Consider the following 12,776-nt stretch of genomic DNA (forward strand, 5'->3'; position numbering starts at 1 on the left):
GCCACTATGTCTCTGGAGTCCACATCTTTTCCTCCTCAAAGGAAAGCTCATCCCGTAAGAGCCTTCCAATCCGAGTGATCAACGAGCAAAAATGATCCCAGAAAATGCTTTTTTGGGGTGAGGGGTGATCTTCCCCCAGCCACCAAAACCAGTCGCTCCCTTCCGCTTGATAGAACAGTTCTTCCACCATTTCTCTTACCTTTCGCGGCAAATGCATCTTCAAAGCCTCAAATCGCATGCGCATTCTACCCAGCTCTTCCCAGGCTCGGTTTTTCTCCCAGTGACCGATCCAGGTATCAAAATTACCAAAAATCCAGGAACCCGGCAAGACACGCTTCAACTCAGGCAACCATCCATGCTTTGAAAGATAATAAGAAGGCGTCACAGTCTCCAGCTCAGAATCCTGAGACAAAAACCGATACAATTCGGAAAGAAACGGTAATCCATTGTCTACATAATACTCCCAGGCATTCTCTCCGTCAAGGACAATGCTGAGCACATAGGGCTTTTCTTCTTTCCCAAAAAGTCTTCGCTTGAGTCCTTCAATCCTTTGGATGAAATCGTTAACCGCGTTTTCGGTCGATTGACGATGGTACTCAAAACCAATCATATCAGAGATGACCCGATCACGGAAAAAAATAGCCACCTTTCCATAACGATGAGGCAAATAGAGTTCATCCTCCAGTTCTTTTCCTAAAGACTTACTGAGAATCCCCTCATCGGTTGCCACCCAGGAAATCTGCTCTTCAGCAATCACCCCAAGGGCTTCCTCACTCAGCGAGCCCTCGGAAGGCCACATTCCCTTCATCGCCATTCCCCAGATCGATTCAGAAAGTTCTTTCCCTCTGCGCACCTGCATCTTAGCATCCTGAGGAAAGGCAAAACGAGTCTCTGGAAGAGAAATCCCGGGGTGGGCGGAACGAGCAATCTCGGTATCGATAAGCAAAGGAAGAATAGGATGATAAAAAGGCGAAAAAGAGATTTCAATCTGTCCAGATTGAAGAAGTTTTTGGTACTGAGCAAAGATTTCCTGAAAAGTCTTCCGTGTTGCCTTCCACACAATCTCTTTATCCTCTTCCCGATAATTCCGACCCCTCTCTTTCAGAACTCGAAGACTTTCCTCCTGGAGAGAAAGTGGATCAAACCAGATTAATTGGTACAGAATCTGTAAATCCAGCAAATCCTGAGTTTCGAAACCCTGTACCCCCAAATATGATTTTTCTTTCAACTCTCCGTAACGGGGAAACGCTGCGTAAGCGTTCGGAGGACCGACCCAGAAAAACTGCTCCAGAATATCTTGCTTCTCCTTTTCGGTAAGAAGCGAAGCGTTTTTCTTCGCCAAGAGCATGATACGATCCTCTTTGCCTTCCAGATAAAGTTGAATTTGACGAAGCAAAGAGGGAACAAAGTTAAAAGTGACCCGAACCCCTGGGAAACGTTCCAAGAGTTTACCCATAAAAAGGTAATCCTTGGTGGCGTGAGTTCGTACCCAGGGAAGCACGAAAGCCCCTTCTTCCTCACTAAAATAGTAAGGCTGATGCATGTGCCAAACGATATTCACATAGAGCTTGTTCACAAAAGATTCACCTCAGTCCAATCGTACTAGTTCAACCTGCTGAATTTTACCATCTCGAACATCCAGATACGCAAAAGAAAAGAAAGGAGCAAACACAAAATCAGTGGGGCTTCCTGGGTTTAACCATACCGCGTTGTCAACTTTCTCAATACAGGGTTGATGCGTATGCCCATAGACGAGAAGTTTCAGATTCTCGCTTTGAAATGCCTCCTTCGCTCTCCGGCGAGTCTCCGCCGGAGACCCAAGGCCATGAATAAGACCAATACGAACTCCCTCCAGTTCGAAAACCTCCTTTTCGGGAAGCTGTTCCTTTATTTCGCGAGAATCCATATTGCCTCTAACCATCTTGAGTGGACCAAACTCCTTGAGTCTTTCTATGACCCACCATTCGGTAAAATCTCCAGCGTGAAGAATAAAGGAAGCTTTTTCTAATGCTTCGTACACTCTTTTCGGAAGGTCCTGAGCTCGTTCGGGAAGATGGGTATCAGAAAGAACCACAATCCTCACGGCTATGCACCCGGGCAAAATTCCCCAGTTTGTTTGGTATAAAATCGCTCTGCAGCCTTTACGGTGTTCGCCATAAGCATAGCGATGGTCATGGGACCGACCCCACCTGGAACAGGGGTAATAAAAGAAGCCTTGTGGGAAACACTCTCAAACTCTACATCACCGACGAGGTGATCTCCAACCTTATTGATTCCCACATCCACAACCACTACTCCTTCCCGGACCATATCTCCTTTAATCATCTCCGGCACCCCACAGGCAGCAACCAGAATATCAGCCCGGCGTGTGTATTCCAAAAGATTAGGAGTTCGAGTATGACAGATGGAAACCGTGGCGTTCGCCCCTTTTGCTTTCTGAACTAAAATCATGGCTAAAGGTTTACCGACAATGTTGCTTCTTCCTACGATGACTACATTCCTTCCCTCCACGTCAATCTGCGAACGCAGAAGTAACTCCTGCACGCCCCATGGGGTGCAGGGAAGAAATACCGGGTCTCCAATCATGAGTCGACCAAGGTTATACGGGTGAAATCCATCAACATCTTTATCTGGAGAAACCCGGTACAGCACTTCCTTCTCCAAGATTTGCGGTGGAAGCGGCAACTGAACCAGAATCCCGTGGACTCTGGTATCGTGGTTTAACCGTTCCACCAGGTCAAAAATTTCCTCTGGTCTGACGTCACCAGGTAAATGATATTTGAAAGAAGCAATTCCCAATCTGGCACAAGCCTTTTCCTTATTTCGTACATAGACTTGACTCGCAGGATTATTGCCCACCAGAATAACAGCTAAACCCGGCTGAAAATCCTTCGCTGAAAGATAAGCAATACGAGACTTCAGTTCTTCCTGGATTTTCTCGGCAATTCCCTTTCCATCAATAATCAAAGGAGTCATCTTTTTACCTCTCCCTTCTCTCTCGATTCTCAAGGAATCGAATCAAATTCTCGTAGGAAGCATTGAGGATTCTGTCTCTGGGGAACCCCGTTTCCTGAAGCATATTCAGAGCCTCACCAAATTCTCCCACTTCCTCACAAAAATGAGCATCGCTTGAAACCAAAATCCATCCTTTTCGCTTTTCAACTTCCCGGGCAATTGTCCGACAATTTTCTTTACTTCCCTTTCGGCTCACTGAAAAAGAACTGTTATTGACCTCGATTATTTTACCTCTGACCACGGTCTCTTCCACAACCCTATTATAGTCCAGAGGAAACCGGGGATTTCCAGGATGAGCTACAATATCAACCATAGGGTTCTCAAGTGTGCGGAGTAACGCCTCGGTATTTTCTTCTCTCGTGCCCCCACGGAAGACCTGAGGATGAAAAGAGACGATAACAAAGTCGAGCTTGCGTAGCACTTTATCATCGAGGTCAAGTCTTCCGTCAAAATCAACAATATCAACCTCGGCCCCAAAATAAACTCGAATTCCTTCAATCTCCTTAGGAAAGTGGCCTCGCGCCTCAAAGTACAGTGGCGAAGGCCCACCAGGCATGCTGGGACTGTGATCAGCAATTCCCAAAACCTTAAGACCTTTTTTCAAAGCGACATGAACATTTTCAAGAACCGTGCTGTATCCATGGCCACTGGCGATAGTATGAACATGCAAATCACCCCAGATTCTGACCATTCTTCGACCTCCATATTTTACCTGTCTTTTTTAAGAAACTTTCTTACCATGCCTTCAAACCCCGAAATCGGCGGATCACTCAGCAAATCCAGGCCCCGTAACCAGGCATTATAACAAGCCCATTGATGGAAAAAAGCCACCATCTGTCCTACCATTTCCAAGCCACTCTGGTGATAAACAAGCTCGAGCCACGAAATTCCTGCTCCTTGCAATAGCGAAAGGAGTGCTAAATTTTCAGCCTGATGCAACCGACAAAAAGAAACCCGGTTTAAGAGAGCCCATTCCTCAAAAAAGAACTCTTCTTGAAGCTGAGGGGGAAACCGAAAAGGCAAACACTGTTTATCTCCTTCGCTACGGATAACCACAAAAAGTGTCGAAGCCGAATCCTCTTTCCAGAACGACCAATCTCGACACGTATCCCAAAAGAAGAGAGAATCCCTTACCTTGAAACCCATACTTTTCTCCCCCCGGCAACTCTTTTCCAAAAGTGGCAAAAATGACTGCAAAAGCGTAAGGAGGAACTGATTATCAACCAGAAAACATACCTCTTTCCATCCCACCTCATTCCGCAACAAAAGAAGAGACATGAGCATCGCTTCTTCTTGGAGAAGAGGATATCCTGCAATCAATCCTTGCTCCAATTCTTCCACCCTGATTCCCAAACATAAAAGCGGAAGATACAGGAGCGCCCCTCGATGCCAGAAATAATGATACCCATCTTCAACAGGAAAAAAAGGGTAAAAAATGATTCTGGCTGCTTCAGCTAAAATCCCATGAGCACTGCCTAAAAAAACCCTTTTCCAGGGAAAAACAAAACTGAGAGTAAGAAACTTAAACTCCTCTACGCGCCGGGAAAGAATGACTCCTAAGGTTTCTGCTGGAGGAAGACTGGTAATCAGTTTTTCTAAAAGCACAAGATCAGAGTCACTACAGAAATAGAAAAACTGATCCCCATTACCAGAGAGAACATACTCCCGAAAAAAATTCTGCAAAAAAAGGATTATTTCGCTGCTTCCCAAAAAAACCACGTTCCTGGAAAGACGAAGGACAGCACGATGAAAGCTGGCTAATTGTTCCAGATTGACCACCATATCCCGAAAAGGAGGCACAGGAAAGGTATGGCGTAAATTTCCAGCCTCTTTTTTAAGTGCTTCCATAGCAGGAAGAACCCGGACAAATTCTACTCGTATCCTTTTTCTTTTTTTCTTTCTCTCCATAACCCGTACTGGATACTGTCTACCAGAGCTTCCCAGCTCGCCTCAATGATATCAGTCGAAACACCCACCGTGCCCCAGGTTTTCTCTCCGTCGGTAGACTGAATCAGTACTCGAATTCGAGCTGCAGTTCCCTCTTTTTCCGATAAAACCCTCACCTTGTAATCGGCAAGCCGAATTTTCTCCAAAGATGGGTAAATCTTTTGCAAAGCCTTCCTTAACGCGTTGTCCAGGGCATGCACCGGTCCATCCCCTTCAGCAGCCGTATGGACCACGTCGCTATCCACTCTCACTTTAATCGTCGCTTCAGTTATTGTATTTCCTTCGCCCCGCTTTTCCACAATCACTCGAAACCCTTCCAGGTTGAAGAATTTCATCATCTCTCCCAGGGCTTCTCGTAAGAGAATTTCAAACGATGCGTCTGCTCCTTCAAACTGATACCCTTCATTCTCAGCTTCTTTAATTTTTTGAATCAATGTCGTTACCCTGGGATCCCGGAGATCCAATTTCACACCCATCTCCCCTGCCCGATAAATCAGGTTACTTCTTCCAGCCTGATCAGAGACGAGAATCCTCCGTTCGTTACCCACCAGTTCCGGTGAAACGTGCTCATACGTCCTCGGATGGCGAAGTATGGCACTGGCGTGAATTCCACCCTTATGAGCAAATGCACTTCGACCCACATATGGTTGATACTCATCGTGCTTCATGTTGGCAATCTCACTTACAAAATGGGAAGCATCAAAAATTTTCCGGAGGTTCTCATCTGAAATAGGGTGAATATTCATCTTGAGCTTTAGATTCGGTATGATGGCACAGAGATTCGCATTGCCGCACCGCTCTCCATATCCGTTCATAGTGCCCTGGATATGGGCTGCTCCCATTCGTACCGCTACTAGACTGTTGGCTACCGCTACACCACTGTCGTTATGCGCGTGAATTCCAAGTTTAACGTCTTGACAAGAAACAAAGAAATCCCAAACCTTTCGGAAAATTTCTTCTACCTCAAAAGGAAGCGTCCCCCCGTTCGTATCGCAAAGCACCAAAGTTCGAGACCCAGCCTCATAGGCAACCTGCAAAGTTCGAAGTGCATAACCTGGGTCCTCTTTAAAGCCATCAAAAAAATGCTCCGCATCAAAAATGACTTCTCGCCCTTCTCGAGTAAGAAACGATACCGAATCCTCAATCATTTTGAGATTTTCATCGAGAGTGGTCTTTAATGCCTCTCGTACATGCAAAACCCAGGATTTCCCAAAAACAGTCACCGCTGGAGTTTCAGCCTCCAGAAGCAACCGGATGTTGTGATCTTCCTCCACTTTAGTTCCCGCTTTTCGTGTGCTTCCGAAAGCGCTAATTTTTGCCGTTTTAAGGTGTACCTTTTTGATCTCTTTAAAAAAATTGGCATCCTTGGGATTGGAACCAGGCCATCCCCCCTCAATATACTGGAAACCCAACTCGTCAAGCTTTTCGGCAATCTGCACTTTATCATAAACAGAAAAATTAATTCCTTCCGCCTGCGAACCATCTCTCAAGGTGGTATCATAAATCTCGACGCTATTCATTCCTTTTCACCCCTTGCCAGCATTCCTCGAAGCTCAAAAAGATTTTCTACCACAAGATCTGGCTTTACCTGGGATACTTCAACATCCTCCCGGGAAGTGACACCGGTCAGAACCAATACCGAGAAGACTCCACAACCCACCCCCAGGGCAATATCGGTATCCAGACGGTCTCCAACAATGACCGTTTCTTCTTTTCGGAAACCTCTCGTCTCCAAAAGAAGGTTCAGAATTAGCGGTGAAGGTTTTCCAAAAACTCGCGCCTTTTTCCCCGAACAGACTTCGATGCCGGCAATAATTGCTCCAGCACCAGGCAAAAGTCCATTATCAGTGGGGTAGGTTGGATCAGGATTAGTTCCAATAAACTCAGCACCCCCTTGAATGTAACGAAATGCCCGACTCATCTTTCGAAAATTGAATTTTCGATCCATTCCCGCCACCACAAAATCGGCTTCCCCTTTTGACACAAGATGAAGCCCACAGCTTTTCAGTTCCTTCTTAAGTCCCTCTTCACCAATGACGTAGACCCGAGCTCCCGGTCGAGTTTCACCCAAAAATTTTGCCACCGCAAACGCTGACGTCAGGACCTCTTCGGGAAATGCGCTGATGCCCATCCTCTCAAGTTTTTCAACGTACTCCTTTCGTGTCAGAAATGTATTGTTGGAAAGAAAGGCAACATTATACCGGTGGGTTCGTAAAAAATCGACAAACTCTTGGCCACCAGGAATAGGCTGATTTAACAAATACAGTACTCCATCGAGATCCAGAACAAAGTTTTTCCAGTCCCTCAAGCAAGCTGCCTCCATTTTGGAATTGTTAGATAACAATGATACAAAAAAAGCAAAATGAAGTCAAAAACAACTCACTGCGGAAATAAACAAAGGGAAAAAAGAATGGCCTATTCCCTGTTGAAAATCAAAGAATCATCGCAAAACTCGATAAATTTCCACCAATTTATTTCAAAGCCGTCAATGGGAATGCGAGATTAACCACCTGGCGACTTCCACGTCAGTGACTAAATCGGTAATCCACTTTCCCCTTAGGGCCCCTAAAATTGTTTCTCTCTTTTCTAATCCTCCAGCCATGCCAATAATCCTTTTCGCGTTACGTTTCAATCTTTCGAGGTCCACAGCAATCCTCCTTGAATCAAGCACACTACGCACGATTTTACCCTCCACATCAAAAAAATTGCCACAAATGGCTCCTACAGCCTTATTTTGAACTAGTCTCTCAATTTCATCCGGACGAAAATCACCCGTTTCAATCAACAAACTCGTTTCTTGTTTGATTCCTCCTATACCTACTAAGGCAACATCTACACTTTCTGCCATTTCCAGAATTTCCCTTACTTCGCCATCCTGCAGAAACACTTCTCGACTGGCAGAATTTCTGGCAAAAGCAGGAGCCAGCAAATAAAAAGGTTCTCCCCCAGGTGTTTACTGAAAGAACGTACCAGTTCGATAGCCAGTGTCTTCCAGCGTCTTCCGCCGTAACTTCCCATCATTTGTACAATCTTCAAATCGGGAAAATGAAAAAATGGTAAATAATTGAGAACTTCCCAGAGGGTTCTTCCATACGCAACCCCGACACTGGCGTAAGAATGTGATTCCAGACACGATTTCAAAAAACCGGCTGCCGCCTGAGCTACAGCTTTTGTCACACGCTCGGTTCCACTGTATGCTTCAGCAACTACAGCATCTTTCAAGGCAAACTCTTCCTTTAACCTGGATGATAATTCTCGATCAACTTCTCCGGTTCTTCGAATACGGATCTCCACAAGCCCAAGCTCTCTAGCTCTTTTCAGAGTCCGAAAAACTTTCTGAGGGGAGATACCCACAATTTCGGCTATCTTTCCCTGGTTCAAATCAGAAAGGTAATAAAGCTCAGCTATTTTGACCATGAGATCGACGTTTTCTGAAGTTCTTTTTTTTCGGGTCAAAGATTTCCAACCGCCTTTTCCAAACTCTACGAACTCGATTCGGTCTCCAGTTCTTTCGGAACCCCTCTGATACTGTTCTCTAGCTCTTCCTTCTGCGCTGAGTTCAACCTGGTTAACGGCTTTCGAGAGTATCTCCCCTCAAAGCCAAACAAATCCATCACCGCTTTCACGCCACTTACCCCAAATTTGCCAGAGACCAGAGAATTTAGCTTAACAATTTTGCGACGGAACCACAAGCCGCGCTCCAAATCCCTATCTACAGCCAGAGAAAACAGTCAACAACACAAATCAGGAAAAACATTCGCCAAAGATAAAACCCCACCCACAGTCCCCAAAAGCATGGCGGGAAAAAAGAAATCTGCTGAACCAGCCAAAACCCAGCAATCCTCGCCCAGTGAAGCGGTAATATACGAATCATAATTACCCTTAGAACTATCTTTGACTCCAAAAATTCTGGGGTGTTTGGGCGTTTACTTACTCGAGTAACCAGAGAAGAAGACAAACACACATTGTTAGCTACCGAAGGGTTATTATAAAGAAGAACCGGAGTACCAATGTGCTCGGCAACTTCTGTAAAATACCCAAACAGCGCGTCGTCGGTCATTCTTTTAGCAAAAAAGGAAGGAGGCAACAAGCTAATGAAATCTACACCCAGAGAGGAAAGTTCCCGAGCAAGTTCAACCGATTCGACTGTAGATTCACAACTCGCTCCAGCGATAATGACTTTATTACTCCGAAACGACATGACAACTTTTGTTACTTCGATTTTTTCTTCGTAACCCGAGCCCCGAAACTCACCATTGGTACCCAGCACAAAATACCCTCTGAGAGGAGTCTGGTTCATTTTTCCTATATTCCTTTTCAAGGCTCCAAAGTCGATTTCCCCTTTTTCATCAAAAGGGGTAACAATGGGAGCAAAAATACCGCTCAGTTTTTCCCTGACTCCCACAACACTCATGCATGAATCTCCTTTCCTATCCTCTCCATAGCTCTCATTAGGTTTTCCACAGCTTTCACCGCCACCCGTTCGCTACATTCTCGAGTTAAACCAGCAACGTGAGGAGTAACAATGATATTCTCCAACAAAAAAAGAGGATGATCACATGAAGGAGGCTCTTTTTCAAAGACGTCCGTTGCAGCCCTAGCAATCCACTTTTCCTGAAGCGCCCTACACAGAGCAGGGGTGTCAACTACAGACCCTCAAGAAACGTTGATCAAGAAAGCGGTTGGCCTCATTTTTTAGCTCTCTTTCCCCAATCATACTCACCGTGTTTTCGCTCAAAGGAACATGCAAGCACACAAAATCACTTCTTTCCAGCAACGCATCCAGATGGTTAACCCGCTCTACTGATAGTTCAAATCCTTCCTCTGCAAAAGGATCGTAAAAAAGAACTTTCATACCCAAACTCAACAAACTCAAGGCTATCCGAACCGTTTCCCTTTCTATAAGGCCGAAACCCACCAACCCCAGAGTTTTTCCTTGAATCTCAAAAGCTCGGTAGGCATAACGAATATCCCATTCTCCCTGACGCATCCGTTTATCAAAATCAAAAAGATTCTTGGCTAGCGCAAGAATAAATGATATGGTGTGCTCTGCCACCGAAAGGGCATTGGCCCCTTTTACATTGAGAACTTCTATTCCCTTTTTTCGAGCACATTCGACATCGATATTATCGAGACCAGCTCCAACCCGGGAATCAAGGTGCATGATGAGAGATTCCAGAATATCCACTGCCTTTTTCGCTATAGCGACTTGAAAAGTACGGTTCTTTTCATGAGCGAGAAGGGCGAAAAGATACCGGGAAACCCCCTCCATGCCGCTTCGATGGAGAAGGGTTGGGGTCATTCCGTTTTTGACCCTCAAGGGCCAAACGAGCTGAAAAAGGGAAAATAAGTTGTTCAGTATCCATGCCGATTTCTTCTGGCAGAGTTTTTTTGAGGAAAGCAAGAAGGGTCACCGTCTCATTTTCCTGCAGATAATCAACCTTATTAAAGACGAAAATGAGATGTGCGACTTTGGAACGTACTACTCGCAAAAATTCGACTTCGACTTCGGTAATAGGCGGATCAGCGGATAAAAGAAAAAAAGCCGCATCACACTGAGGGAAAAAGCCAAGCGTAACTTCGGTGTTATGGCGAAAGGTCAATCCAATACCAGGAGTATCGATGAGTACCACCCCAGCCTGCAAGAGCGACGAAGGATAGAAAACCTCTACCTGTGATACATATTTACTGTTTTCCGGGTTTCCTACTTCGGTCACAAACTGCGAGAGAAAATTGGTGAGTTCCTTTCGATCCTCCCCTTACCACTCTTCCTCTTTTTCTCCCTCAAAGAGAATGTATACCCGGGGTTTAGGGCCAAAAAGAAGAAAGGTAGGTATCGCCGTAAGAGGCAAAATCGCAGTCGGAAGCACTTCCTCACCAAGAAAAGCATTAATGAAGGTACTTTTTTCTCGCTTGAATTGCCCCAGAACTACAAGATGAAATCGTTCATTGAGTAACCTTTCCTTAAGACCGAGCACCACTTTGCGTTCATCTTCAAAGTCAGACCCCAGGTGTTCGAATGCTCCCAGGGTTTCCTCAAAAAGGGAGTGGAGATCTTTTTTTCTTTAAGCGTGATCTCTTTGTCCTCGCTCATACCAATTCCTCCTACGTTCTGGTAGAATTCACAAAGTAGGAGTCATCAACCCATGAGGGTAGTTGTGCGGTGAACTCCATCACCGGCTGGGGATTTTTCCCCAAAGAGCTTTTTAGAGCACCAGAAAAGAATGCCCTGTCAAACGAAATTTTTCCCAGTACTCATCCCCAGAGACCAAATAATCCCACTCCAAGACCTGCAATGGCCGATAATCCCAGGAAGACCACCGGATTCTGCTTGAAAAAATACTAGGAGAAACGCGACCAAAGCCATGGCGCTCGTTATTCCAGAACTACCAGTGGTTAAGCCCCCTATAGGCCTCGGTAGCAATCGATATCAATGCCGAAACAACTAGGTCTATAATTACTCTTCGAAGACCACAGAGAATACTCTTTACCAGGAGATGGTCATAGTATCTACGCACAACCATAGCAATGACGAAGAAAGGTGCAAGAACCAATCTCGATGGTGCCATGACGGATCCGAAAATTCCTTGAACCTTGTAACCCCCATACGCGGCAGCATTCAGCACCTTGGAGCTTGGGACGGACTCAGAGATTGCCCAAAGGTTCGAGCAAAAGTGGTCTTACTACCCTGATTTGGACCAGAAACGAGGAGCACTCGTCCTTTTCCCTGCAAAAAGAAATCGTTGCAGACCACGGATTTACCCTCAATCATCAACTGATACGCTAGCGCTAGATCAAAACCCTCATAATCGTAAATCTCTTACAGGTATCAGACACCTCCGGATAACAGAATGAAAGACCTATCCCCGAAATGAAGCAATATATTCAATATTCAAGACAGGCCATATAAAACTACTCTCTCAATCGAACGCAGCGATAGTATCATCCAGGAAATCGGCATTCTCAGTACAGTACCGTTCCAGATGGGAACAAACTTCCGGAAACAATCTGGCCACCAATTCTATAATCTTGGCTTCGATGTGATTCATATCCACACTGATTGAATACTGAACGCGGTAGTCCTTCACGGCGTGCTGCTTGAATTCAGCAAAAACCCTTTCTATTTCCACGCTGTAATATCAAAAGACAATAACGAACCGTTGATAAATCATCTTTGAGTTTTTTGCCGTATCCCTGAGCATTCTGAAACGCCCAGACTGAACATAGAAGATTTTCAATCCATGAGACTTAATTTCGATAGAAGACAAGTCCTGGGCAAATTTTTCGACCGCTTCACAGTATGTTGCCACCGCTTCAAGAAACCATCCCTCTTTATTGTATTGAGTGCAGTTTGCCACTCAGGTTGAGATGCGATCGCACGAAATGCATCTTCTAGAAAAACTCTTTAACGCTTACAAAAAGCGCTTCGTTCTCGAGATCCTGCATCACTTCCTGACGATATAAAACGACATCCACACTCGGTAACGAGAGATAAAAAACGCCCGAAGCTGATATTCATCTTCTCAGCTTGCAGTCATCGTCTTAACAATCTGGTCAAGATTGAAATCAACGAAAAAATCGGGTTCAGAAAGTATCTCCCATATCCCACTTCTATTCAACCCCTCCGGCAAAAGTACACTTTTTAAAGCCATCATGGTAAACCTCTTCACCCAGATCACCACATAAAAAGGGTTGATGACTACTACGCATTCCGTAGAAGCCATCAACCCCTAAAAAGGCAATTCGGATTACCCCCGAAAGCTTTATCCCAAGAAAAATTATAACATTCTTTCCTAATTTTTCCAGCACCACCC

Annotated in this window: 13 protein-coding genes, 2 pseudogenes and 1 riboswitch; all 15 genes and pseudogenes read right to left on the reverse strand. The window is 45.2% G+C overall.

The window, feature by feature from the left end; genetic code table 11:
- Positions 1 to 4: 4 nt before the first annotated feature.
- The 15 genes and pseudogenes from ABDK92_02135 to ABDK92_02205 all read right to left on the reverse strand — a co-directional run bounded on the left by ABDK92_02135 (position 5) and on the right by ABDK92_02205 (position 12,686).
- Positions 5 to 1,576, reverse strand: a complete 1,572-nt coding sequence (locus ABDK92_02135; protein ID MEN3185423.1) for a glycoside hydrolase family 57 protein — start codon at positions 1,574 to 1,576, stop codon at positions 5 to 7.
- 12 nt (positions 1,577 to 1,588) lie between these two features.
- Positions 1,589 to 2,083, reverse strand: a complete 495-nt coding sequence (locus tag ABDK92_02140) for a metallophosphoesterase (GenBank protein MEN3185424.1) — start codon at positions 2,081 to 2,083, stop codon at positions 1,589 to 1,591.
- Positions 2,084 to 2,085: 2 nt separating this feature from the next.
- Positions 2,086 to 2,976, reverse strand: coding sequence for a bifunctional methylenetetrahydrofolate dehydrogenase/methenyltetrahydrofolate cyclohydrolase FolD (gene folD, locus ABDK92_02145; GenBank protein ID MEN3185425.1), 891 nt, complete (start codon positions 2,974 to 2,976; stop codon positions 2,086 to 2,088).
- Positions 2,977 to 2,980: 4 nt separating this feature from the next.
- Positions 2,981 to 3,706, reverse strand: a complete 726-nt coding sequence (locus ABDK92_02150) for a phosphatase (protein ID MEN3185426.1) — start codon at positions 3,704 to 3,706, stop codon at positions 2,981 to 2,983.
- Between the two features lie 17 nt (positions 3,707 to 3,723).
- Positions 3,724 to 4,923 (reverse strand): hypothetical protein, encoded by a 1,200-nt coding sequence (locus tag ABDK92_02155; GenBank protein MEN3185427.1) that lies wholly within the window; start codon positions 4,921 to 4,923, stop codon positions 3,724 to 3,726.
- The gene (gene cimA / locus ABDK92_02160) at positions 4,887 to 6,482 is read right to left on the reverse strand and encodes a citramalate synthase (protein ID MEN3185428.1); all 1,596 of its coding nucleotides are present in this window, start codon (positions 6,480 to 6,482) and stop codon (positions 4,887 to 4,889) included. The genes ABDK92_02155 and cimA overlap by 37 nt, the downstream gene beginning before the upstream one ends.
- Positions 6,479 to 7,270: an HAD-IIA family hydrolase gene (locus ABDK92_02165; GenBank protein MEN3185429.1), complete on the reverse strand. Its 792-nt coding sequence runs from the start codon at positions 7,268 to 7,270 to the stop codon at positions 6,479 to 6,481. Before ABDK92_02165 ends, cimA begins: the two co-directional genes overlap by 4 nt.
- A 177-nt stretch (positions 7,271 to 7,447) precedes the next feature.
- Positions 7,448 to 8,379, reverse strand: a pseudogene (locus ABDK92_02170) (sugar-binding transcriptional regulator).
- 295 nt (positions 8,380 to 8,674) lie between these two features.
- Positions 8,675 to 9,376: a dihydrodipicolinate synthase family protein gene (locus ABDK92_02175; GenBank protein ID MEN3185430.1), complete on the reverse strand. Its 702-nt coding sequence runs from the start codon at positions 9,374 to 9,376 to the stop codon at positions 8,675 to 8,677.
- Between the two features lie 228 nt (positions 9,377 to 9,604).
- Positions 9,605 to 10,264: an NAD(P)-dependent oxidoreductase gene (locus ABDK92_02180; GenBank protein ID MEN3185431.1), complete on the reverse strand. Its 660-nt coding sequence runs from the start codon at positions 10,262 to 10,264 to the stop codon at positions 9,605 to 9,607.
- Positions 10,191 to 10,943 (reverse strand): annotated as a pseudogene (locus ABDK92_02185) (dynamin family protein). Before ABDK92_02185 ends, ABDK92_02180 begins: the two are co-directional and overlap by 74 nt.
- Positions 10,944 to 11,085: 142 nt before the next feature.
- Positions 11,086 to 11,149: riboswitch (Fluoride riboswitch) on the reverse strand.
- Positions 11,150 to 11,348: 199 nt separating this feature from the next.
- On the reverse strand, positions 11,349 to 11,588 hold the full coding sequence (locus tag ABDK92_02190; protein ID MEN3185432.1) for a chromate transporter: 240 nt from the start codon (positions 11,586 to 11,588) through the stop codon (positions 11,349 to 11,351).
- A gap of 294 nt (positions 11,589 to 11,882) precedes the next feature.
- Positions 11,883 to 12,092, reverse strand: coding sequence for a hypothetical protein (locus tag ABDK92_02195; GenBank protein ID MEN3185433.1), 210 nt, complete (start codon positions 12,090 to 12,092; stop codon positions 11,883 to 11,885).
- Positions 12,093 to 12,101: 9 nt separating this feature from the next.
- Positions 12,102 to 12,272 carry a hypothetical protein gene (locus ABDK92_02200; GenBank protein ID MEN3185434.1) on the reverse strand — a complete coding sequence of 57 codons (171 nt, stop codon included), beginning with the start codon at positions 12,270 to 12,272 and terminating at the stop codon, positions 12,102 to 12,104.
- Positions 12,273 to 12,485: 213 nt separating this feature from the next.
- Positions 12,486 to 12,686 carry a hypothetical protein gene (locus ABDK92_02205; GenBank protein ID MEN3185435.1) on the reverse strand — a complete coding sequence of 67 codons (201 nt, stop codon included), beginning with the start codon at positions 12,684 to 12,686 and terminating at the stop codon, positions 12,486 to 12,488.
- Positions 12,687 to 12,776: the final 90 nt, after the last annotated feature.

This window comes from Atribacterota bacterium (genome assembly GCA_039638595.1).
Classification (GTDB): domain Bacteria; phylum Atribacterota; class Atribacteria; order Atribacterales; family Caldatribacteriaceae; genus Profundicultor; species Profundicultor thermophilus.